General features: G+C 62.2%; 18 protein-coding genes. 12 read left to right on the forward strand and 6 right to left on the reverse strand.

What is annotated here, in order from left to right:
* The first annotated feature begins 24 nt into the window (after positions 1-24).
* The 3 genes from ATY76_RS22395 to folD all read left to right on the forward strand — a co-directional run bounded on the left by ATY76_RS22395 (position 25) and on the right by folD (position 3,817).
* Positions 25-867 (forward strand): WecB/TagA/CpsF family glycosyltransferase, encoded by an 843-nt coding sequence (locus tag ATY76_RS22395; protein WP_088676873.1) that lies wholly within the window; start codon positions 25-27, stop codon positions 865-867.
* 169 nt (positions 868-1,036) lie between these two features.
* A complete protein-coding gene (locus tag ATY76_RS22400) occupies positions 1,037-2,797 on the forward strand; it encodes a succinoglycan biosynthesis protein exop (protein WP_088676874.1) in 1,761 nt (586 codons plus the stop codon).
* Between the two features lie 120 nt (positions 2,798-2,917).
* On the forward strand, positions 2,918-3,817 hold the full coding sequence (gene folD / locus ATY76_RS22405; protein WP_088676875.1) for a bifunctional methylenetetrahydrofolate dehydrogenase/methenyltetrahydrofolate cyclohydrolase FolD: 900 nt from the start codon (positions 2,918-2,920) through the stop codon (positions 3,815-3,817).
* Positions 3,818-3,947: 130 nt separating this feature from the next.
* On the opposite strand, the gene ATY76_RS22410 is transcribed toward folD, so the two are convergent.
* Positions 3,948-4,976 (reverse strand): substrate-binding domain-containing protein, encoded by a 1,029-nt coding sequence (locus ATY76_RS22410; protein ID WP_088676876.1) that lies wholly within the window; start codon positions 4,974-4,976, stop codon positions 3,948-3,950.
* A 294-nt stretch (positions 4,977-5,270) separates the two neighbouring features.
* Between ATY76_RS22410 and ATY76_RS22415 the strand changes: the two genes are divergently transcribed.
* The 6 genes from ATY76_RS22415 to ATY76_RS22440 all read left to right on the forward strand — a co-directional run bounded on the left by ATY76_RS22415 (position 5,271) and on the right by ATY76_RS22440 (position 12,323).
* Positions 5,271-6,632, forward strand: coding sequence for an ABC transporter substrate-binding protein (locus tag ATY76_RS22415; protein WP_088676877.1), 1,362 nt, complete (start codon positions 5,271-5,273; stop codon positions 6,630-6,632).
* A 185-nt stretch (positions 6,633-6,817) separates the two neighbouring features.
* A complete protein-coding gene (locus ATY76_RS22420) occupies positions 6,818-7,831 on the forward strand; it encodes a sugar ABC transporter permease (RefSeq protein WP_088676878.1) in 1,014 nt (337 codons plus the stop codon).
* Position 7,832: 1 nt separating this feature from the next.
* Positions 7,833-8,996: a carbohydrate ABC transporter permease gene (locus ATY76_RS22425; RefSeq protein WP_088676879.1), complete on the forward strand. Its 1,164-nt coding sequence runs from the start codon at positions 7,833-7,835 to the stop codon at positions 8,994-8,996.
* Positions 8,997-9,030: 34 nt separating this feature from the next.
* Positions 9,031-10,683, forward strand: coding sequence for an alpha-glucosidase (locus tag ATY76_RS22430; RefSeq protein ID WP_088676880.1), 1,653 nt, complete (start codon positions 9,031-9,033; stop codon positions 10,681-10,683).
* Positions 10,684-10,704: 21 nt separating this feature from the next.
* Positions 10,705-11,793, forward strand: a complete 1,089-nt coding sequence (gene ugpC, locus ATY76_RS22435; protein WP_088676881.1) for a sn-glycerol-3-phosphate ABC transporter ATP-binding protein UgpC — start codon at positions 10,705-10,707, stop codon at positions 11,791-11,793.
* A 176-nt stretch (positions 11,794-11,969) separates the two neighbouring features.
* Positions 11,970-12,323: a hypothetical protein gene (locus ATY76_RS22440; protein WP_009996042.1), complete on the forward strand. Its 354-nt coding sequence runs from the start codon at positions 11,970-11,972 to the stop codon at positions 12,321-12,323.
* 84 nt (positions 12,324-12,407) lie between these two features.
* Here the strand turns inward: ATY76_RS22440 and edd are convergent, their stop codons facing one another.
* The 5 genes from edd to ATY76_RS22465 form a co-directional block, all read right to left on the reverse strand.
* Positions 12,408-14,228 (reverse strand): phosphogluconate dehydratase, encoded by a 1,821-nt coding sequence (edd, locus tag ATY76_RS22445; RefSeq protein ID WP_088676882.1) that lies wholly within the window; start codon positions 14,226-14,228, stop codon positions 12,408-12,410.
* A gap of 68 nt (positions 14,229-14,296) precedes the next feature.
* Positions 14,297-14,995, reverse strand: coding sequence for a 6-phosphogluconolactonase (pgl, locus tag ATY76_RS22450; protein WP_088676883.1), 699 nt, complete (start codon positions 14,993-14,995; stop codon positions 14,297-14,299).
* 11 nt (positions 14,996-15,006) lie between these two features.
* Entirely contained in the window at positions 15,007-16,482 is a 1,476-nt protein-coding gene (gene zwf / locus ATY76_RS22455) for a glucose-6-phosphate dehydrogenase (RefSeq protein ID WP_088676884.1), read from the reverse strand.
* Positions 16,483-16,616: 134 nt separating this feature from the next.
* On the reverse strand, positions 16,617-17,912 hold the full coding sequence (locus tag ATY76_RS22460) for an FAD-binding oxidoreductase (protein WP_088676885.1): 1,296 nt from the start codon (positions 17,910-17,912) through the stop codon (positions 16,617-16,619).
* A gap of 10 nt (positions 17,913-17,922) precedes the next feature.
* On the reverse strand, positions 17,923-19,359 hold the full coding sequence (locus ATY76_RS22465; RefSeq protein WP_088676886.1) for a glutamine synthetase family protein: 1,437 nt from the start codon (positions 19,357-19,359) through the stop codon (positions 17,923-17,925).
* A 109-nt stretch (positions 19,360-19,468) separates the two neighbouring features.
* Here ATY76_RS22465 and ATY76_RS22470 point away from each other — a divergent pair, with 109 nt between their 5' ends.
* The 3 genes from ATY76_RS22470 (at position 19,469) to ATY76_RS22475 (ending at position 23,819) form a co-directional block, all read left to right on the forward strand.
* A complete protein-coding gene (locus tag ATY76_RS22470; protein WP_088676887.1) occupies positions 19,469-20,668 on the forward strand; it encodes an NAD(P)/FAD-dependent oxidoreductase in 1,200 nt (399 codons plus the stop codon).
* 177 nt (positions 20,669-20,845) lie between these two features.
* Positions 20,846-20,977, forward strand: coding sequence for a hypothetical protein (locus tag ATY76_RS34470; protein ID WP_280950944.1), 132 nt, complete (start codon positions 20,846-20,848; stop codon positions 20,975-20,977).
* Positions 20,978-21,287: 310 nt separating this feature from the next.
* The gene (locus ATY76_RS22475) at positions 21,288-23,819 is read left to right on the forward strand and encodes a methyl-accepting chemotaxis protein (RefSeq protein WP_088676888.1); all 2,532 of its coding nucleotides are present in this window, start codon (positions 21,288-21,290) and stop codon (positions 23,817-23,819) included.
* The last annotated feature ends 141 nt before the right edge of the window (positions 23,820-23,960 follow it).

The following is a 23,960-nucleotide window of genomic DNA, read 5'->3' on the forward strand; positions in this document are numbered from 1 at the left end:
ACGCACCCTCGGCAGGAGGTTGGAATGAATCTGATTGCAAACTTCGCGGTGCTCGCATCGCGGCGGACGATTTTCGATCTGCCGGTATGCGATCTCGGCTGGGATGATGCCCTCGTTTTCATCAACGAGCTGGCTTCGATTCCGGTCGGCCAGACCGTGGTTTGCTTCGTCAACGCCCATAATATGCTGACGGCGCTGCGCGACGACGAATATTATCGGATCATGTCGCACAATCTCGTTCTGCCTGACGGCATCGGCCTCAACATCGCGTCCCAGATCGCCCATGGCGGGCCGTTTCCCGCCAATCTGAACGGCACCGATTTCGTGCCGGCCTTTCTCACCTTCATGGAGGCTCCGCGCCGCATCGGTCTCATCGGCGGCACGCGCTCGGTCGTCGAGGCGGCGGCGGAAAACTTCCGTAAACACGCGCCCTGGCACGAATTCGTCGTCGTTTCCGATGGCTACTTCGACAAGGTCAATTCCGACCCGGTCATCGAGGAGATCGAGCGCCAGAAGCTCGATATCCTGATCGTCGGCATGGGAACGCCGCTGCAGGAGAAATGGGTTCACGACAATATCCGCGCCGATCATGCACGCCTGGTGCTGACGGTCGGCGCGCTCTTCGACTTCGTCTCCGGCGCCGTTCCGCGCGCTCCGAAGACGGTGCGGATGATGCGCATGGAATGGGCCTATCGCCTGATGCAGGAGCCGGGGCGCCTCTGGCGCCGCTACATCATCGGCATTCCGGTCTTCCTCTTCCACGTGCTGCGATACCGCTTCCGCCGGCGCGAGAGAATTCTCAGCTATCCGGAAGAGCAGACCAGCGCACCGCTGCAGCCGCGGCTGGATCACAAGAAGGCGAGTTGATTGCCTGCAATCGCGCTGCAGTTCATTCCGCCTGAAAAGACCGGCGCCGCTATCGTTTCTTGCCGCTGCGGTTAACCATTTCTTTGCCATGAATATTTAGAGTGGCTTAATCATCTGCATGTCGTGCGGATGAGCGAACTCGGCCATCATGTGCATGAGATGTGGCGCAATGTACGATATCAGGGCGAGAAACAGCTTCCAGGATCGCGCGGCCGCGGGCCGGCGCGCCGATGGCGATCTTTATCGATCGCCTCGATCGATTGGGCCGGCTGTCGCACCGCCCGAGGCGGAGTTGCTGCGCGCCATTGGCCGCGCGCTCGAAGAGCAGCGTGCAAGGGCGGCGCGCACGGCGCCGCTGGTCGACCGCATCGAAACCATTCTCGGCAACCGCCTGCTGGCCGCCAACGACATCGGCCATTCTCTTCCCCCGGAGCCTGCGCGCCATGACGCTGCGCCGGCCGGCGAGCCGATGATCTCGATCGAACCGCCTGCCGCAATTGATCAAGAACCGGCCGGACTGCGGGCCACAGCGCCGCAACGCCGCGGGGGACGCTTTGGTCTGGCGGTGATGGTCGCCGCCGCGACGGCCCTCGGGGCAGGGCTGCCGGCGCTGATACCGGCTCCCCCGGCGCTCTACCGCGCCGAGACGACGCTTGCGATAAAGACGGATGCCGCAAGCCGCGCCGCCTTCACCGAGGCTGCCGCAAAGGGGCTGCTGTCGGCACGGACGGTTTCTTCGACGGTCGCCGCCCTGAAGCTCGATCACGATCCCGAATTTGCCGGCTCCAGCGCCAATGCGCTCGGCGTGGCGCTCGATCTCCTGTCGGCCACAGGCGCTGCCGCCGATCCTGCCTCCCGGGCTGAGATGGCGCTGAAGCACGCGGTCGAGATCTTGCCCGACGCGGCCGCCGGCACGATCCTCGTGAGGGTGACGACCGGCGACGGCGGCAAATCCACGCGCATCGCCGCAAGGCTTGCCGAAGCCGCCGGCGGCGACGGACGAAGCGGCAACGCGGAGACCGACGCCGCCCTGCGCAAGAACTATGACGATGCGAAGGCCGAGCTTGCCGCCTTCACGGCAAAAAGCGGCGAAGGCAATGTCAAAGTGGCGATCGACCTTCGACGTCAGATCGACGGGTTCGATGCCGATCTGAAAGAGGCTGAGCAGAACATCCTGACCGCCAAGGCGCAGGCCGATCGGCTGAAGGCCGCAAAGCTTGCTGAAGTGCTCGCCGGGTCGTTGCCATCCGATATGCTTTCGCGGGCGCTGCAGGACTGGCGCGACAAATATGCAGTGGCCAAAACGACGCTTGCGCAGCTTTCCGCCGAACTTGGCCCGCGCCATCCGCGCCTGCTGCAGCAGCAGGCGGAAACCGATGGTTTGAAGGAGAATATGAGCAAGGAGCTCATCCGTCTTGCCCAGGGCGCCAACGCGGCCGCCAGGGCGGCCGTCGATGCCCGCAAGAGCCTGAATGACCGCCGCAACACGCTGATCGCCCAGAGCCGGGATACGGGCGTCGATTTGTCACGCCTGACCGAGCTGCGCGAAAAGGCGAATGCCGCGCGCTCGCGTCTGGAGGAGGCAACGTCCGCAGCGACGGGCTCGGCCGCCGATGGTCGCATCGTTCTCCTGAAGCCGGCGCTGGCAACCGCAGTGTCGCAAACCGATGGTCTGACCGCCCGCTCGCTGGCCGGTGCAGCGGCGGGCCTTGCGATCGGCCTGGGCGCGGCATTCCTGCTGTGGCGCCGTAGGCCAGCCGTCGATTCCGCAAGGGAGGATCAGCCGGTGTTCCGGCCGCCCGTCCTGCCGCCGGCGCCTGTGCTGCACTCCGCGCCGGCCGATGAAATGGATGTGCTGCGCTCCGAAATCTCCGGCCTGCGCGACCGGCTTCGTGTTCATGCGCGTGAGGCGCGGCAGCCTCTGCACTGAACGAACATTTCCTTGCAAGTTTGATATTGCCTTGCCTCTTTCGGACAGGATAGGGCGTTAGCGGGCAATTGGCGCTCGCCGAACATCCATAGATTGGCGCGAAACAAGGCGGAGAGACGCGTGACGACAGTAATCGATGGCAAGAACGTAGCTGCATCCGTGATTCAGACGGTCAAGAGTGCAACGTCGGCGCTGGAAAAAAGCAGCGGCGTGACCACCGGTCTTGCGGTCATCATCGTCGGCGACGATCCGGCAAGTCACGCCTATGTCGGCTCCAAAGGCCGCATGGCCAAGGAATGCGGCTTCAAATCCGTCCAGCACACGCTGCCGGCCGAGACCAGGCAGGAAGAGCTCGCAGCCCTCGTCGCCAGCCTGAACGCCGATCCGTCGATCCACGGCATCCTGGTGCAGCTGCCGCTGCCGAAGCCGCTCGACAGCGAGCCGATCATCCAGTCGATCCTGCCTGAGAAGGATGTCGACGGCCTGAGCGTCGTCAATGCCGGCAAGCTCGCCACCGGCGACCTGAAGACCGGATTGGTCTCCTGTACGCCGGCCGGCGCCATGGTCTTCGTCCGCCGCACCCACGGCGAGGATCTCTCCGGTCTCAACGCCGTCGTCATCGGCCGCTCCAATCTGTTCGGCAAGCCGATGGCGCAATTGCTGCTCAATGCCAATGCGACGGTGACGATCGCCCACTCCAGGACCAAGAACCTCGCCGAGGTTTGCCGCAACGCCGATATTCTGGTCGCCGCCGTCGGCCGGCCGGAGATGGTCAAAGCGGATTGGGTCAAGCCGGGCGCGACGGTCATCGACGTCGGCATCAATCGGGTGGCGGCTCCCGACAAGGGCGAGGGCAAGACCCGGCTCGTCGGCGACGTTGCCTTCCGCGAAGTTTCCGAGGTCGCGAGCACCATTACCCCGGTCCCCGGCGGCGTCGGACCAATGACCATCGCCATGCTGATGGCCAATACGGTCATCGCCGCCCATCGCGCCGCGGGCCAGACACCGCCGCAGTTCTGATTAAAGCATGTCGCGCAAAAGTGTGCGGCGGTTTTGCCAGGCAAAGCGCTAAGCGCTTTTGCCGCAAACGACATGCGTAAAAGCAAAGGGCTAAAGCGCGAGGAGCGAATCTGAAAGATCGCGACGCGCTTTAGAGCTGCTGCGGGGCAGGGCCGGTCGAGGCCCTGACGATCAGCTCGGTCTTCCAGAGTTCCTGATCGGGGAAGGGCCCGGCCAGTTTCACGGTGCCGATCAGCCGCTGCGCGATGCGCGCGCCCGCCGCCCGCAATGAAGAGCGTGTTGTCGTCAGCGGCACCGAGAAGCTCTCGGGCTTCAAGAGCGGCAGCACGTCGTCATGGGCGATCAGGGAGATATCCTCGCCGAGGCGCAGTCCCGCCTGGTTGACCGCGCGAATCGCCCCGAGCGCCAGCACCGTGCTGGAGCAGAGGATGGCGGTCGGCCGGTTCGGCAGTTGCAGAAACCGCTCCATCGCCAAGAGGCCCTGTTCGTCGGTCATCAGCGCGTGGCTCATGCAGTCCTCGTCGAGGGTCAGGCCGCGTTCGGCAAGGGCCAATATGACGCCGTTCTTCCTGCGGATGGCGAAATCCAGATGCATCGGACCGTTCATCAGTCCAAAGCGCGTATGGCCGAGCTGCAGCAACAACCGCGTTGCATCGTAAAACGCTCCCTCATTGTCGATGTCGAGGAAGGGATAGTCCGGCTCGGATCCGAAAGAGCGGCCGTGCACGACATAGGGCATGGAGAGCGATTTCAGCATAGGAAGGCGCGGATCGTGGCCGCGCATATAGGCGACGAACAACGCATCGACATTGCCGCTGATCGCAAGGCGCCGCAGCGCCGCCACCTCGTCATCGGGGTCGGACGGCATGATGACGAAATGAAAGTCGTGGCGGACGGACTCCTCGCCCAGACCGGCCAGGAATTCGCCGAAATGCACGTCGGACTGATGGCCGGGCGCCGTCGGCATGACGAGACCGATCGAGCCTGCCTTGCCGGTCGCAAGCCGCTGCGCCGCCTTGTTCGGCCGGTATCCTGTTTCCTTGACAGCTTGGAGCACGCGCTCCCGGGTCGCTTCGTTGACCTCGGGATAGCCGTTGAGCGCTCGGCTCACCGTCGTCTGCGACAGCCCCAGCAATTCCGATAGCTGTTTGAGATTCACCTGCTATGCTTCCTCCCGGCCCGCTCTGCGCCGTCTAAAAAGGCAGGCCGCCTCCCAGCGGCATCCAAAGCGCTTTCAATTATGTAGCATTTGGCGCGCTTGACTCAAGAAAAATCGCTCCATATTCCCCAATAGACGCAGCTTGGCTGCGCAATCCGCAGGCGTATGGCGAGTTTTCGCGAAATGACTTGACTCTGTTCCACCGAAAGTGGAATGAGTTGGGTGTCAAAGCGCTTTGAAATTTCCCTTTGAAGGAATTTGGCGCGGTTGGGATTGTGATGGGAGGTTGATCACATGAAAAAGACGTTTTTGATGGGCGTTGCCGTTGCGGCGCTTTTTGCCGGTGCTGCGTCCGCGGCCGATCTGAAGTTTGCGCCGGGGCAGGATGCCAAGTTCAACTGGAAGAGCTATGACGAATTCAAGGCTGCCCATGCCGATCTGAAGGGCCAGCCGCTGACGATCTTCGGGCCGTGGCGCGGCGAGGACGAGGCGTTCTTCATGAGCGTTCTCGCCTATTTCACCGAAGCGACCGGCATCGAAGCCAAGTACTCTTCGTCTGAAAACTACGAACAGCAGATCGTCATCGACACGCAGGCGGGCTCGCCGCCGAACATCGCCATTCTGCCGCAGCCGGGCCTCCTTGCCGATCTCGCCAGCAAGGGCTTCCTGACGCCGCTCGGCGACGACAATTCCAAGTGGATCAAGGATAATTACGGCGCCGGCGACAGCTGGGTCGGTTACGGCACCTACAAGGGCAAGGACGGCAACCAAGCCTTCTACGCCTTCCCCTACAAGGCCGACGTGAAGTCGCTCGTCTGGTACGTGCCGGAGAACTTCGAGGAAGCCGGCTACAAGATCCCGACGACCATGGAAGAGCTGCACGCCCTGACCGATCAGATCGTCAAGGACGGCGGGGTTCCCTGGTGCATCGGCCTCGGTTCCGGCGGCGCCACCGGCTGGCCGGCGACCGACTGGGTCGAAGACATCATGCTGCGCATGCAGCCGCCGGAAGCCTACGACAAATGGACGACGAACGAGCTGAAATTCACCGATCCGGCCGTCGTTGCCGCGATCGACGAATTCGGCAAGTTCGCCAAGAACGAGAAATACGTCGACGGCGGTGTCGCTGCTGTGGCCTCGACCGACTTCCGCGACAGCCCGAAGGGCCTCTTCGCCGTTCCGCCGAAGTGCTACATGCACCACCAGGCCTCGTTCATCCCGTCCTTCTTCCCGGAGGGCACGAAGCTCGGCCAGGATGCCGACTTCTTCTACATGCCGACCTATGCGTCGCATCCCGAACTCGGCAAGCCGGTTCTCGGCGCCGGTACGCTCGTGTCGATCGCCAAGGACTCGAAGGCCGCCCGCGCCTTCATCGACTTCCTGAAGACGCCGATCGCGCATGAGGTCTGGATGGCGCAGTCGAGCTTCCTGACGCCTTACAAGGGTGTCAGCACCGAGGCTTACGCCAATCCGCAGATGAAGAAGGAAGGCGAGATCCTCACCTCCGCCACCACCTTCCGCTTCGACGGTTCCGACCTGATGCCGGGCAAGATCGGCGCCGGCGCCTTCTGGACGGGCATGGTCGATTTCGTCGGCGGCAAGTCCGCGGAAGAGGCGGCTGGCGAAATCCAGAGCGCATGGGACGGCATCAAGTAATCTTCCGGAGTTATGCCGCCGGCTTGCCGGCGGCATGGTCTGCATGAGTGGCCGGATTCAAAAGAGTCCGGCCATCAGAGGATACTGTGGTCAAGTGGGGCAGGCATATTGACGATGACCGGCGCTGACCCGTCAGAATAAAAAACCGGTCGGAATAAGATCAGGGGAAGCAGGGGAGGGACGTAATGCTGTTGCAGATAGTGTCCGCTTTGGGCGTCGTGGTCGTCGCCGTTTTCGCGTGCTCGGCCTATTTCTATTTTTCGAACAAGATTCTGGACCTGGCCCTGCCGGTGAAGGACGGCGACATTTTCGCCGCATCGCGCAATCTCAATCGCCGTGCAGTCATCCGGCCGTGGCTGTTTCTCGGCCCGGCGCTCTTCCTGCTCTTCGTCTATCTCGTCTATCCCGTCGTCGCGACCTTCATCCTGTCCTTCTACGATCGCGCCGGTCTTCAGTTCGTCGGCCTCGCCAACTACAAATGGGCAATCAGCGACCGCGAATTCCGTCAGTCGATCTTCAACAACATCCTCTGGCTCGCCGTCGTACCGGCCGCCTGCACCTTCTTCGGCCTCGTCATCGCCGTGATGACCGACCGAATCTGGTGGGGCAATATCGCCAAAAGCATCGTCTTCATGCCGATGGCGATCTCCTTCGTCGGCGCCTCGGTCATCTGGAAATTCATCTATGAATATCGCGGCGGCAACGATGTCCAGATCGGCCTGCTGAACGCCATCGTCCAGTTGTTCGGCGGGACGCCAGAGGTGTGGATCTCGGTTCCCTTCTGGAACAATTTCTTCCTGATGGTCATCCTGATCTGGATCCAGACCGGGTTCGCCATGGTCATCCTGTCGGCCGCCCTGCGCGGCATTCCCGAGGAGACGATCGAGGCCGCCGTCATCGACGGCGCCAATGGCTGGCAGATCTTCTGGCGCATCATGGTGCCGCAGGTCTGGGGCACCATCGCCGTCGTCTGGACGACGATCACCATCCTCGTCCTCAAGGTCTTCGATATCGTGCTGACCATGACCAACGGCCAATGGCAGACGATGGTGCTGGCGAACCTGATGTTCGACTGGATGTTCCGCGGCGGCGGCGATTCCGGCCGAAGCGCCGTCATCGCCATCATCATCATGCTCGCCGTCACGCCGATCATGGTCTGGAACGTGCGCCGTGCCAATCGCGAACTGAAGGGCCATTGAGATGACTGCTGTTGGAAGCTACTTCAAGATCGGCCCCGCCCGCCTCTTCGTTCACCTTGCCGTCCTTCTGATCGTCATCATCTGGCTGATCCCGACGCTCGGCATCTTCGTCAGCGCGTTGCGCGACAAGGACCAGATCGTCGTGTCCGGCTGGTGGACGTCCTTCGTCGGCTCGACGCAGACCGTCGCCGTGCGCCTGGGCACGCCCGACCAGCAACAGCAGGAAGGTGCCAACTACGTCATTTCTGGCAACGTGCTGGAAGGACAGACCGGCCGTTCGGTAAAGGCCTTCGGCAACCGCGTGCAGCAGCCGGCGGCTTTCGATGCCGGCACGACCGCCGATCTCGGCGACGGCGAAACGCTGCAGATCAATAGCGACGGCAGCTATCGTTACATGAAGAACGCGGCCTTTTCGCCTGACGAGCGGCCGCGGCGCATCTACGTCTCCGTCTCCGCGCCGCCGGAATTCACGCTGCAGAACTACAATACGGTGCTGAGAGGCGAAGGCATTGGCCAGTCCTTCATCAATTCGCTGACGGTGACGATCCCGGCAACGATCATTCCGATCCTGATTGCCGCTTTCGCCGCCTATGCCCTGAGCTGGATGGAGTTTCCGGGCCGGGCGCTGTTGATCGCGCTCGTCGTCGGCCTCATTGTCGTGCCGCTGCAGATGTCGCTGATCCCGCTGCTGCGCCTCTATAACGAAGTCGGCAACATGCTCGGCCAGCCGTCGAAAACCTATCCCGGCATCTGGCTTGCCCATACCGCCTTCGGCATGCCGCTCGCCATCTTTCTCCTGCGGGCCTACATTGCCGGCCTGCCCAAGGAGATCATCGAATCCGCCCGCGTCGACGGCGCGAGCGATTTCGAGATCTTCACCCGCATCGTTTTGCCTTTGTCCTTCCCGGCACTCGCCTCCTTCGCCATCTTCCAGTTCCTGTGGGTGTGGAACGACCTGCTCGTCGCCATGGTCTTCCTCGGCACCGACAAGGACCACATCGTGCTGACCGGCAGTCTCAACGCGCTGCTCGGTTCGCGCGGCGGCAATTGGGAGATTTTGACGGCGTCGGCCTTCGTCACCATCGTCGTGCCGCTGCTCGTCTTCTTCGGACTGCAGCGCTATCTGGTGCGCGGTCTGCTGGCGGGTTCGGTCAAGGGAGGCTGATCATCTTAGAACGTGACTTCAGACAGGATATTCCATGAACGTGGCTCCCCAATCGATCTTGACCGCCGATAAGGACTGGTGGCGCGGCGCGGTGATCTATCAGATCTATCCGCGCTCCTACCAAGATTCGAACGGCGACGGCATCGGCGACCTGAAGGGCATCACCGCCCGCCTGCCGCATGTGGCAAGCCTCGGCGCCGATGCGATCTGGATCTCGCCCTTCTTCACGTCGCCAATGCGGGATTTCGGCTATGACGTTTCCGACTATGAGAACGTCGATTCGATTTTCGGCACGCTGGTGGATTTCGACACCCTGATTGCCGAAGCTCACCGCCTCGGCATCCGGGTAATGATCGACCTCGTCATCTCCCACAGCTCGGATCAGCACCCCTGGTTCGTCCAGAGCCGCTCCAGCAAGACCAATGCCAAGGCCGACTGGTATGTCTGGGCCGACGCCAAGCCGGACGGCACGCCGCCGAACAACTGGCTGTCGATCTTCGGCGGCTCGGCATGGGCGTGGGATCCGACGCGCATGCAATATTACCTGCACAATTTCCTGACCTCGCAGCCGGACATGAACCTGCACAATCCCGAGGTGCAGGACCGTCTGCTCGACGTCGTGCGCTTCTGGCTCAACCGCGGCGTCGACGGCTTCCGCCTCGACACGATCAATTTCTATTTTCATGATCCGCTCCTGCGCGACAATCCGGCGCTTGCCCCCGAAAGGCGCAACGCTTCGACCGCGCCTGCGGTCAACCCCTATAATTTCCAGGAGCATGTCTACGACAAGAACCGTCCGGAGAATCTTGCTTTCCTGAAGCGCTTCCGCGCCGTTCTCGAGGAATACCCGGCGATCGCCGCCGTCGGCGAGGTGGGCGACAGCCAGCGCGGGCTCGAAATCGTCGGCGAATATACCTCCGGCAACGACAAGATGCACATGTGCTACGCCTTCGAATTCCTGGCGCCCGATCCGCTGACGCCGGAGCGCGTCGAGGAGGTGATGCAGGATTTCGAAGCCGCCGCACCCGATGGCTGGGCCTGCTGGGCCTTCTCCAACCACGACGTCGTGCGCCATGTCAGCCGCTGGGGCGGGCTGGTCGCCGATCACGACGCCTTCGCCAAGCTCTATGCCTCGTTGCTGCTAACGCTACGCGGCTCCGTCTGCCTCTATCAGGGCGAGGAACTGGCGCTGACGGAGGCCGATCTCGCCTATCAGGATCTGCAGGATCCCTACGGCATCCAGTTCTGGCCGGAATTCAAGGGCCGTGACGGCTGCCGCACGCCGATGGTCTGGGACAGCCACGTCGCCCAGGGCGGCTTTTCGTCAGTCAAGCCCTGGCTGCCGGTGCCGGTCGAACATATTCTGCGCGCCGTCAACGTGCAGCAGGGCGACGAAAATTCCGTGCTGGAGCACTATCGCCGCTTCATCGCCTTCCGCAAGCTGTACCCGGCTTTTGCCAAGGGCGAGATCGAATTCGAGGAGCAGCAGGACGAAGCGCTGATCTTTACCCGCGAATATGGTAATGAGAAGCTGCTCTGCATCTTCAACATGAGCCCGGATGAAACGGGCGTCACGCTGCCTGCCGGTGAATGGCAGGCATTGACGGGCCATGGCTTTACCAGCAACAACTATGGCGACAAGATCGATATTCCGGCCTGGGGGGCGTATTTCGCCCGTCTCGCCTAAGGATCAGGAGGGGAAAGAGAAATGACTGGACTGACGCTGAAGGATATTCGCAAATCCTACGGTTCCGTGGACGTTCTCCATGGCATCGACCTCGATATCAAGCAAGGCGAATTCATCGTCTTCGTCGGTCCGTCCGGCTGCGGAAAATCCACGCTTCTGCGCATGATCGCCGGTCTCGAGGCGATCACCGGCGGTGAGATGTATATCGATGGCCACCTCGTCAACGATGTGCCGCCCTCGAAGCGCGGCATCGCCATGGTCTTCCAGTCCTATGCGCTCTACCCGCACATGACCGTCTACGACAACATGGCCTTCGGCATGAAGATCGCCGGCGAAAGCAAGCAGGAGATCGACCGCCGCGTCCGTGCGGCGGCCGAGAGCCTGCAGCTGACCAAATATCTCGACCGCCTGCCGAAGGCGCTTTCCGGCGGCCAGCGCCAGCGCGTGGCGATCGGGCGCGCCATCTGCCGCGATCCGAAGGTCTTCCTGTTCGATGAGCCGCTCTCCAACCTCGACGCCGCTCTGCGCGTCGCGACCCGCATCGAGATCGCCCGCCTCAACGAGCAGATGGCCGATACGACGATGATCTACGTCACCCACGACCAGGTCGAGGCAATGACGCTCGCCGACCGCATCGTCGTGCTTTCCGCCGGCAATATCGAGCAGGTCGGCGCGCCGCTGGAGCTTTACGAGCGCCCCGCCAACCTCTTCGTCGCGAAATTCATCGGCTCGCCGGCCATGAACATCATCCCGGCGACGATCACCGCAACCGGCAGCCAGACGACCGTGACGCTGACCGGCGGCATGTCGGTGACGCTCGATATCGCAACCGACGCTTCCGAGAAGGGCAAGCAGGCGAGCTTCGGCGTCCGTCCCGAGGATCTGAGGATCGCCGACGGTCCCGACTATGTTTTCGAGGGTGAAGTCTCGATCGTCGAAGCACTTGGCGAAGTGACGCTGCTTTACATCGAAGGTCTGGTCCCCGGCGAGCCGATCGTCGTCAAGCTGCCCGGCATCTACGATGTCCATAAGGGCCAGAAGATGCGGTTTGCCGCCGACCGGCAAAAACTGCATCTCTTCGACGCGAGCGGCCACACCTACAGGAAATGAGTCAGCCATTTTTGGGGTAATAATCCCGGGAATTATACTTGGCGGACCAAATTATCACTTTCTGTTAAAGATCGGCTGCTACCTTTTCCCAGTCAATTTATGAGGGGGATAAGCACGTGGCCGCTTCCAATCCGTCACAGCCAAGATCTCATTTCCTGAGCAAGGAAGAATCCTTCATGTATGACCGCGAGGCGCGGTTCAAAATGGAGGACACAATGAATGCCGCGCGCATCGAATATACGGAAAAGGGCGTCATGCACGCGGCGTCGCGCCGCTGCGACATCGTCCGGATTTCGATGAGCAGCGCGACGCTCGCGATCCTGACGCAGTTCAACCTGCCGAAGCAGTTCTATCTGGATATTCCGGATGCGCGCATCACCAAGGTCGGCTGCCTGCTGATGAAGGTGAATGCCAACAACACGATCGAAGTCCGTTTCCTGCGCTTGCTGACGCAGAAGGAACTGAACAAGATCTTCGTTTACAGCACGCATCCGGCGCATAAGGATTACGTCCTCGATATCCGCGCCTGACGGATAGACCGGGCTGGTAATATGAAAAACCCGCGGGACGCTTCGCGCGCCTCGCGGGTTTTTGTTTATTCATGTTGGCTATGCTCAGTGGAAGAGAACGCTAGCCCCCTGGTCCGAAGCGCCGACAGCGCGGCGGAACGGCGCGAAGAGTTCGCGGCCCATGCCGAATTCATTGTCGGAGAGATCGACGGTGACCGGCTCGCGCTCGGCCATGTCGGCCGCATCGACCAGCACTTCGAGCGTTCCCTTGATCGCGTCCAGGCGAATGATATCGCCGTTCTTGATGCGGGCGATCGGGCCGCCGTCGACCGCCTCCGGAGTGACGTGGATCGCCGCCGGCACCTTGCCGGACGCGCCGGACATGCGCCCGTCGGTCAGAAGCGCCACGCGGAAGCCGCGGTCCTGCAGCACGCCGAGCGGTGGCGTCAGCTTGTGCAGTTCCGGCATGCCGTTCGCCTTCGGTCCCTGGAAGCGCACGACGGCGACGAAATCGCGGTTGAGCTTGCCTTCCTTGAAGGCGTCCTGCAGTTCCTGCTGGCTGTGGAAGACGATTGCCGGCGCCTCGATGACATGGCGCTCCGGCTTGACGGCGGAGATCTTGATGACCGCCTTGCCGAGATTGCCGCGCAGCATCTTCAACCCGCCATTCGCCTGGAAAGGCGTCTCGATGCTGGAGAGCACCTTCGGATCATGGCTCTTTTCCGGCGACGGCTCGCGCAGGACGGTATTGTTTTCGCCGAGGCGGGCATCGACCGTATAGGCTTCGAGTCCTTGGCCGAAGACCGTGCGCACGTCGTCGTGCACCAGACCCTGCTTCAGGAGTTCCTTGATGAGGAAGCCCATGCCGCCGGCCGCCTGGAAATGGTTCACATCGGCAAGGCCGTTCGGATAGACGCGGGCGAGCAGCGGCACGACTTCCGAAAGCTCGGCAATGTCCTGCCAGGTCAGCTGGATGCCGGCTGCCCGGGCCATGGCGACGAGGTGCAGCGTGTGGTTGGTCGAGCCGCCGGTTGCATGCAGGCCGACGACGCCGTTGACGACCGAGCGCTCGTCGATCATCTCGCCCGCCGGCGTGAATTCGTTGCCGAGCGCCGTGATCGCCAGCGCCCGCTTGGCCGCTTCGCGCGTCAGCGCTTCACGCAGCGGCGTGCCGGGATTGATGAAGGAGGAGCCAGGTAGGTGGAAGCCCATGATCTCCATCAGCATCTGGTTGGAATTGGCGGTGCCGTAGAAGGTGCAGGTGCCGGGACCGTGATAGGATTTCGATTCCGCCTCCAGGAGCTCGGCGCGGCCGACCTTGCCCTCGGCAAAGAGCTGGCGCACGCGCGACTTCTCGTCGTTCGGCAGGCCCGTCGTCATCGGACCGGCCGGAACGAAGATCGACGGCAGGTGCCCGAAGGACAGCGCCGCGATGACGAGGCCCGGCACGATCTTGTCGCAGACGCCGAGGAAGAGGGCGGCATCGAACATGTTGTGCGACAGGCCGACGCCCGCAGACATGGCGATCAGGTCGCGCGAGAAGAGCGACAGCTCCATGCCCGGCTGCCCCTGGGTGACGCCGTCGCACATGGCGGGCACGCCGCCGGCTACCTGCGCGACGCCGCCGGCCTCGGCGGCCGCCTCACGGATGATCGCGGGATAGGTCTCGAACGGCTGATGGGCCGAGAGCATGTCGTTATAGGCGGTGATGATGCCGAGATTGGGAATACGGTCGCCGGCGAGCGCGTCCTTCTCGGCGGGGGAACAGACCGCAAAGCCATGGGCGAGGTTGGCGCAGCCGAGCACCGAGCGCTGCACGCCCTGGGAGGCGGCGGCCCGCAGGCGTTCCAGATAGCGCTCGCGGGTCGGCTTCGAGCGTTCGACAATACGGTTCGTGATCGCAGCAATGCGTGCGTGAGCGGACATGGAAAATCCCTGCCTTGTTCTGGTTCGTCTCTGTCTGTTCGCTGGTTCCGGCGGCCTCTATGGCCGTATCAGGGAGCCCAGTAGATCTCGACCGGGGAAATGGCCCGGCGCAGAACGGCGCGGATCGGCATTTCTGCCTCGTCACCGCTGCCTTCCGCCTTGGCGAGAACGTCTTTTTTGCCTTCGCCCTCAATATGGAGAATGAGCAGTTTGGCATCTTCGAGAGCGGAGAAGGTGAAGGTCAGGCGTGGCTCGCCGGCCCCTTCCGCGTCCATGGTGATGATGCCGCGCGGCGTCTGCGGATCGAGCGCGAGGCGCAGATTGCTGCCGCCGGGGAAGAACGACGCCGTATGGCCGTCTCCGCCCATGCCGAGGATGACGACATCAAAAGGAATGCCGATCTCGGCGCTTTTCGCCGTCGCAAGCTTTGCAGCCTCTTCGACGGAAGCCGCCGGCTGGTAGAGCGGCACGAAACGAGCCGCTTTGGCCTTATTCTGGAGGAGATTGGCATCGACCAGCAGATGGTTCGAGCGCGCGTTGTCGGCCGGCACGAAGCGTTCGTCGACGAGGGTGATCGTCACCTTGTCCCAGGCGATGTCGCGCGTCGACAGCACCTGGAAGAAGACCTTCGGCGTCGAGCCGCCGGAAACGGCGATGGATGCCGCTCCGCGGGCGGCGATCGCCGCCGAAAGTGTGTTGGCGACCTTATCGGCGAGAGCGTCGGCGAGGTCTGCGGCACTGGCGAAGGAATGCAGGGTCGATGCCATCGATGTCGTTCCTAGATGTTGTCGTGCCAGGTGCGGCCGTCACGCTCGATCAGTGCGATGGCCTGGCTCGGGCCCCAGGTGCCGGCCGTATAGCCCTGCACCTGCTGGCCGGTCGTTTCCCAACCCTTGAGGATCGGATCGACCCATTTCCATGCGGCTTCGACTTCGTCGCGGCGCATGAACAGGGTCTGGTTGGAACGGATCACGTCCATCAGCAGACGCTCGTAGGCATCGGGATTGCGGACGTTGAAAGCCTGGGCAAAGCTCATGTCGAGCGAAACATTGCGCAGCCGCATGCCGCCCGGGCCCGGGTCCTTGATCATTAGCGACTGCTTGACCCCTTCATCCGGCTGCAGGCGGATGATCAGCTGGTTCTGGCTGATGCGGCCGGCTGCCTGGTCGAAGATCGCGTGCGGGATCGACTTGAAGGTGATGACGATTTCCGAGACGCGGCCGGCAAGGCGCTTGCCGGTTCTGATATAGAAGGGAACGCCCGCCCAGCGCCAGTTGTTGATCTCGGCCTTGATGGCGACGAAGGTCTCGGTGTTGGAGACGCCGCCTTCGAGTTCTTCGAGATAGCCTTTGACCGGGCCGTTGCCCGATGCGCCGGCGCGGTACTGGCCGCGAACCGTCGCCTGCTCGACATTCGATGCGTTGAGCGGCTTCAGCGCCCGCAACACCTTCAGCTTTTCGTCGCGAACGGCTTCCGAATCCATCGAAGACGGAACTTCCATCGCCGTCAGGCAGAGGAGCTGCAGGATGTGGTTCTGCACCATGTCGCGCAGGGCGCCAGCGGTATCGTAATAGCCTGCGCGCCCTTCGAGGCCGACGGCTTCGGCAACGGTGATCTGCACATGGTCGATATAGTTGGCGTTCCACAGCGGCTCATAAAGCGCGTTGGCAAAACGCAGCGCCATCAGGTTCTGCACCGTTTCCTTGCCGAGATAATGATCGATGCGGAAGATCTGCTCTTCCTTGAAGGCGCGGCCGATATTGTCGTTGAGCTGCAGAGCAGAGGCCAGATCGCGGCCGATCGGCTTTTCGACGACGATGCGGGTCGACTTGGTGATGAGCTTGTGGTCGTGAATCTTCTGGGCGATATCGCCGAAAATGCCGGGCGCGACCGCGAGATAGAAGGCGCGCACGCGATCCTTGCTCTCATCGAGCAGCTTCTTCAGCTGATCCCAGCCTGTATCTGTGCGCGCATCGACGGAGACATAGTAGAGACGGGCGCAGAACTTCTCCACTTCAGCGTCGTCATACTCGCCCTTCTTCAGGTGTTCCTTGAGCGCGTCGCGGGCGAACTTGCGGTATTCCTCATGCGTCAGCGGGCTGCGCGAGGCGCCGATCACGCGGGTCGGTTCGCCGAACTGGCCTTCAATCTGACGGTGATAGAGGGCCGGCAGCAACTTGCGCTCGGCAAGGTCGCCGCTGCCGCCGAAGACGACGTAATCAAAAGGCTCAACGGGAATGATCTGGCTGCTCATGAGCTTGTCTCTCAATCAGGCTGGTTGACGGCCCTTTTAATCTAATCGATTTAAAAAAGCCAGTGTGCAGTGCAATGAATCTGTCAGGCCTCGGTTTTAGAGCGAATTTCCCTGAGAGGAAATCCGCAATCGGACTAAAACTTGTCGCGAAGGGCAAACCACGACAAGGCAAGGAAAAGCAGGGGCGCCCGCATGCGGGCCCCGCCGGGAAAGGCTGGAATATCGAGCGATTTGAACAAGTCGAGATCGCCGGATTTGCCAAGTACCGCTTCCGCGTAGAGCTTGCCACAATAGTTTGACAGCATGACGCCATGGCCGGAATAACCGCCGATCGAGGTGACGCCGGGCATGACCTCGCGCACGAAGAGTTCGCGCGGCATAGTGATGCCGACCGAACCGCCCCAGGCATGGGTGATCTCGATGTCTTTCAGGTCAGGATAGATTTCGGCGATCTGCCGGCGGATATGCTGCGAAATGTCTCGCGGATTGTCCGCGGTATAGGCCTCGCGCCCGCCGAACAGCAGGCGGCCTTCGAATTTGCGGAAGTAGCGCACGACGAAGCGCGAATCGGCAACAGCCTCACCCCCCGGAAGTACATCGGGATGACGATCGAGCGGGACGGTAGCGCCGATGAAGGAGCGGATCGGCATGACATGGCTTGCCGTCACCGGCTCCAGATTGCCGATATGGCCGTTGCAGGCGATCAGCGCGCGGTCGGCGGTGATCGTCCCTCTCTCGGTTTCGATCGTCACCTTGCCGCCGCCCTGGCGGAGCGCCGTTGCCTTGGTCATCTCGAAGATATCAGCGCCCGCATTGGCGGCGACCCGGGCGAGCCCGATCAGTAGCTTCAGCGGGTGGATATGGCCGGTGCCGACATCGCGCACGCCGCAGTGGAAGCGCTTCGAGCCGAGCCTTTCCTGCGTCTCGTCCTTATCCATGAAGCTGATGTGCGGATAGTCGTAGCGCTGCGCGGCGCTCTCGGCATTCTGACGATAGTCGCGTTCGTAGCTTGCCTTGTGGGCGACGTTGAGCTGGCCGGGCACAAAGTCGATCTCGATCTGGTGCTCTCTTGCGAAATCGAGGAGATGGCGCTTGGCCGCCTCGGCGACATCGAACAGCGCCTTCGAGCGTTGGTAGCCGATCTTTTCCTCGAGCTCTTCCGGCCACCATCGCTGGCCGGTGCCGAGCTGACCGCCATTGCGCCCCGACGCCCCGTCGCCGAAGCGGCAGGCCTCGATCAGGATGACCGAAACGCCTGACCTGGCGAGATTATAGGCGGCCTGCAATCCGGTATAACCGCCCCCGACGATGGCGACGTCGCATGTTCTCGATCCATCGAGAGCGGGATAGGTGGGCCGCTCGCCGACCGTTGCCTGATACCAGGATAGTCCCGGGGAGATCGGGCTCTGCCACATCTCTTGTGGTGCCATGACGATCCCCTCACACGTTGAGCAGAAGGAATTCCCGCTCCCAGGGGCTGATCACCTGCATGAAGGTTTCGAACTCGCCGCGTTTGACGCCGGCATAAAGGCCGATGAACTGCGAACCGAAGACCTCTTCGAAGGCGGGCTCGTCCTCCATCAGCGCCACGGCTTCCAAGAGGCCGCGCGGCAGGTCGATCGAACCCTCATTGGCCGAATCCTCCGTCGGCGCCGTCGGCTCGATCTGCTTCATGATGCCGAGCAGGCCGGACGCGAGGGAGGCAGCGAGCGCCAGATAGGGATTGGCGTCCGAACTCGGCAGCCGGTTTTCGACGCGCCTGGCCTGCGGATCGGAAACCGGAACGCGGAAAGCCGTCGTCCTGTTGTCGTAGCCCCAGGCATTGTTGACCGGGCAGGACATGTCAGGCTGCAGGCGCCGGTAGGAATTCACATAGGGCGCGAGCATCGCCATCGCGCTCGGCACGAATTTCTGCATGCCGCCGATGAAATGGAAGAATTCCTTCGAGGCCGATCCGTCCGGATTGGAGAAGACGTTCTTGCCCGTCTCGATATTGACCACCGACTGGTGGATATGCATCGCCGAACCCGGTTGGCCCTGCATCGGCTTGGCCATGAAGGTCGCGTAGATGTCGTGCTTCAGCGCCGCCTCGCGGATCGTGCGCTTGAACAGGAACACCTGGTCGGCGAGCTCGATCGGATTGCCGTGGCGCAGGTTGATTTCGAGCTGGGCCGGTCCCTCTTCATGGATCAGCGTGTCGATCTCCAGGCCCTGTTTTTCCGAGAAATGATAGATGTCGTCGATCAACTCGTCGAACTCGTTGATGCCGGCGATCGAATAGCCCTGGCCGCCGAGGATCGAGCGGCCGGACCGGCCTTTCGGCGGGTGTAGCGGATAGTCGGGATCGTCATTCTTGGCGACGAGATAGAATTCGATCTCGGGCGCGACGATCGGCTTCCAGCCGCGGTCGTGATAGAGGCTCATGATCCGCTTCAGCACGTTGCGCGGCGTATAGGGCACTTCCCCGCCGTCCGAATCGACGATGTCGCAGATCACCTGCGCCGTCGGATCAGTCTCCCAGGGCACGACAGAAAGCGTCGACAGGTCGGGCATCAGCTTGAGGTCGCTGTCGCGCGGCTCGTAGCGGAAGCTCTCGGTCTCCTCGGGATATTCGCCTGATATCGTATGCCGGTAGATCGCCGAAGGCAGCGCCAGCGAGGTGTTCGAGGTGAATTTCGAGCTCGGCATCATCTTGCCGCGCGGCACGCCGGCAAGGTCCGGCGTGATGCATTCGATGTCTTCGATGCCCCTGGCCCTCAGCCACTGCGCTGCTTCCTTCCAGTTCGAAACGCCGCGCAGGGATCCGGGGTCCGGAGGTGTCTTGGTCGAGGCGGATACGTTTCTGGCAGGCTTCAGCGTCGTCTTTTTTGGGGACATGACACACCGGTTTGGTTGATCGTGGCGCCATCATAACCGGACTTTGCCAATTGGCGAGGGGTTGAGAACGTTGACTTTCGCCCTTTGATGGAAAAAGAAGACGCGACTTTTGATCGGGGAAACGGGTTTGCAGCGCAAGAGCGACGTCATCGTCATCGGCGCCGGGGCGGCGGGCATGATGGCGGCCATCCGCGCGGGAAAGCGCGGCCGTTCCGTCCTGGTCCTCGACCATGCGAGGGCGCCCGGCGAGAAGATCCGCATCTCCGGCGGCGGTCGCTGCAATTTCACCAATATTCATGCCGGGCCGAAGAATTTCCTTTCGACCAATCCGCATTTCTGCAAGTCGGCGCTTGCCCGTTTTACGCCGGCCGATTTCATCGCGATGGTCGAGCGCCACGGCATCACCTGGCACGAAAAGACGCTCGGCCAGCTCTTCTGTGACGAGAGCGCCAAGGACATCATCCGCATGCTGCTCGAAGAGATGCGCGCGGCCGGCGCGGCGCTCAATCTCGGCACCGAAATCACAGGTGTCGAAAGGGCAGGGGACGGCTTCCGTATTTCGACCGGTGAGGGCGTCTATGAAGCATCGTCGCTGATCGTTGCGACGGGCGGCAAATCGATCCCGAAGATGGGCGCCACCGGCTTTGCCTATCGCCTTGCCGAACAGTTCGGCCTGCCGGTGCTGGAAACCCGTCCCGGCCTCGTGCCGCTGACCCTCGATCCCGGCCTGCTCGAGGCAATCGCGCCGCTTGCCGGCATTTCCGCGCCTGCCGAAATCCGCCATGGCAAGACTGCCTTCCGCGAAGCGCTGCTGTTTACCCATCGGGGCCTCAGCGGACCAGCGATCCTGCAGATCTCTTCCTATTGGCGCGAAGGCGACGAGATCGTCGTTTCAATCGAACCGGACATCGACATTGCGGCGCAGTTGAAGGCGGCAAAGCAGCGCAATGGCCGCCAGTCGGCGCAGACGGCGCTCGGCGATATCCTGCCGAAGCGGCTGGCGCAGTTTCTCGTCGAGCGCGAAAAGATCTCCGGCAACATGGCCGACATGCCCGACAAGACGCTCATGCGCCTTGCAGCCAGCGCCCAGAACTGGCCGGTCAAGCCTTCCGGTTCGGAAGGCTACCGTACCGCCGAGGTGACGCTCGGCGGCATCGATACGGCTGCGCTCGATTCCCGCAGCATGGAGGCCAAGGCCGTTCCCGGCCTTTATTTCATCGGCGAATGTGTCGACGTCACCGGCTGGCTCGGTGGCTATAATTTCCAATGGGCCTGGGCCTCCGGTTTTGCGGCCGGCGAATACGCCTGAAGCGCTGTTTTTCTACACGTCGCTCCGGCATATATTAGCAATGTCGATTCAAGACTTCTTAATAGAGGTGCGCCATCCTGTCTCAATTGGCGGTTTGCAGAGCTCTCCCTAAATTAAGCTTTACGGACTGGCCGATTTGTTGGATTGTTGTGTCACATGAGAAGTGAGGTTTCGAGCATGACCAGAAACGCACGACGCGCCCGCGCCATCGCAATTGCCAAGGCAAAGCCGAACGCCCTGCATTATCTCATGCTCGCCGCCGGCGCTACCGCCGCCAGCCTCGTACTGTTGCTCTCGCACGTCCTCTGATCTTGCCGGCAGGCACGGAACGAACCGTGTGATGTCGTCATCGCGGCCCGCTGGCCGCGGCCCATAATTTACAACTATTTCACTACCTTGGCTTAAGTCTGCCTTACCGCTTATCCGAAAATTAATATCTAATCTGACACTATTGCCCGCGAATGTTTTGGGCGTCTCCAAGTTGTTTGGAAATGAACTGGCAATGACTGCCGCCTGGCCTCCGGGTTCCCCAGTGTAAACAAGAACAGCTCGATGCGTACCCGGCTGGCGCCATGTGGCCGCCTGCGGGAGGAGTGATGTATGAAAGGCCCGGAACGCCATGTTGATTGATAAGATTCTTTCCCGTTTCAGGATCAAGACGAAGGTTCTGATCTTCGTTCTGCCCTTCGTGGTCACCATTTCGGCCGTGGGCCTGACCGGCCTCTACGCGTCGGGCCTGCTGCAGGGCCGCATGGAGATCTCCAACAGCGTCCTGCAGTCGCTGAGCGGCTTCAAGGATCTCTACGGTTCCATGGACGACTTCCTGCGCATCACAAGCCCTGAGGCGCGCGACAAGCTGCTTGCGGACCTGAAGACCCAGCAGGGCGTGCTCGACGCGACGCTGAACCAGGTCGGCGAACAGGCTGCCGGCCGCGACAGCCTTGCCGAAGCGTCGCGCCGCACCAAGGACGTTTCAGGCGTCGTCGACAAGCTCTGGGCGCTGCATGAGCAGGAAGTGGCGCTGCATCAGTCGATCGATGCGGCGCAGAAGAGCCTGATCAGCACCCGCTTCACCGTCTCCTATCAGGCCGACGAACTGCAGACCGCGCTCCAGCGCGACGAAGGCGATGCCACCATCACCCTTCGCACGGCCGACCGCCTGCTGAAGGGCGGCGATTTCCTCGGCAGCGTTGCCAGCGGCTACAGCAAGCCGCAGACGCCGCAGGACAAGATCGCCTATATCAAAGAACAGCTGCCTCAGATTACGAAATCCCAGCGCCTGATCGCCATCTCGGTTCCCACCAACCAGAAAAACGTCATCGACTCGCTGGCCGCCACCATCGACAGCATTAAGACGATCGCCGAGATGCCCGCGCCGACAGACGAGAACATCGCCGAACTCGGCCGTCTCGTTTCGCGCTTCCGCCAGACATCCACCTATACGCAGCTGACCGCGACGCAGAAGATGCGCGAGGCGACGCAGCGCTTCGCCGATCTCGAAGGCCGCATCGCCCAGACCAACTCTGTCCTCCAGGATACGCGGCGCCTCGAAAATTCCGTCTATTCGTTGCAAATCGTCCTGTCGGATTTCCTCGCCAACTCGAGCAAGGAGAACCTGGTGCGTCTGCAGCAGCAGGCCGGCACGCTTGGCAAGGACATGCAGGTGCTGACCACCAGCGCCAAGGGCATGGGCTTTGCCGAAGGCATTTCCGGCGCGATCCAGCCGGCGCTCGATTCGATCTCCGGCGGCGGCTCGAAGATCGTCGATACGATCGCTCAACGTGTTACGGCCTATGCTGCGGCTCGCCAGGAACTCGACGATATCTGGAGGAAGCTCACCGATTTCGCCGAGCTGCAGAAGCAGACGGCCGGAACCGAGCGCACCCAGGCCAACAGCATCTCCGTCATGACCACCGGCCTCGGCATCCTGCTCTCGATCCTCGGCGGCATCGCCCTGGTGCTGACGCTGCAGCGCCCAATCAGCCAGATCACCGCCGCCATGCGCCGCATCGCCGAAGGGGCGCTGGACACCAGCATCTCCGGCGAGAAGCGCTACGACGAAATCGGCGACATGGCCCGCGCCCTCGGCATCTTCAAGGAAAACGCCATCTCGAAGATCCGCATCGAGGAGCAGAGCGACGAGGAGCGCGCTGCCGCCGAACACGAACGCCAGCGCAACGATGCCGAAAAGCGCGAGATGGATCGCCAGATCGAATTCGCGGTCAATCAGCTCGCCGCCGGTCTCGAGCGCATGTCGCAGGGCGATATTTCGACGACGATCGAAACGCCCTTCATCGGCCGCCTCGAACAACTGCGCCAGGATTTCAACGGGTCGATGATGCGCCTGCAGGCGACGATGAGCCAGATCCGCGACAATGTCGAACTGATCCAGGGCAACGGCAACCAGATGGCCCAGTCAGCCGAAGATCTCTCCAAGCGCACCGAGCAGCAGGCTGCCTCGCTCGAGGAGACCGCGGCTGCCGTCGATCAGATCACCGTCACGGTCCGCTCTTCGGCCGAGCGTGCCAAGGATGCCGACCAGATCGTCCGCCAGGCCAAGCGCAGCGCCGATGACTCCGCCGTCGTCGTCAGCAACGCGATCGATGCGATGGGCCGCATCGAGGATGCCTCGCGCCAGATCGAGCAGATCATCGGCGTCATCGACGAGATCGCCTTCCAGACCAATCTCCTGGCGCTCAACGCCGGCATCGAGGCGGCACGCGCCGGTGAAGCCGGCAAGGGCTTTGCGGTCGTCGCCATGGAAGTGCGCGAACTCGCTCAGCGCTCCGCAGCCGCGGCCCAGGAAATCAAGGGCCTCATCAACAAGTCGACCAACGAGGTCAGCTCCGGCTCGCAATTCGTGCAGGAGACCGGCACGGTGCTCGCCAAGATCAGCGCTCAGATCGTCACGATCAGCCAGCACGTCGAGATGATCGCCCGCGCCAGCCACGACCAGTCGAACGCCCTGCAGAGCGTCAATGCGACGGTCAACCAGATGGACCAGATGACGCAGCAGAATGCCGCGATGGTGGAAGAGACGACCGCTGCCAGCCGCGAACTCGCCGACGAGGCGGACTCGCTGCGCCGCCTCATCCAGCAGTTCAAGATCGACGGCGAGGCGGCCGTGGCGCCTGTCTACCGCGCCGCCTGATCGTCGATCGCACTCTCATTCGAATGGCCCCGGATTTCCGGGGCCATTTTCGTTTGTCCGCACCTTGAAAATCGCACTCTTCCAAGGCGGAGACGTGCCGAAACGAGGCGGCTCATTATCTCCGGTAGCCCTGATTCACGG

Origin of the sequence: Rhizobium sp. R339, assembly GCF_002211395.1 — a bacterium.
Lineage (GTDB): Bacteria > Pseudomonadota > Alphaproteobacteria > Rhizobiales > Rhizobiaceae > Rhizobium.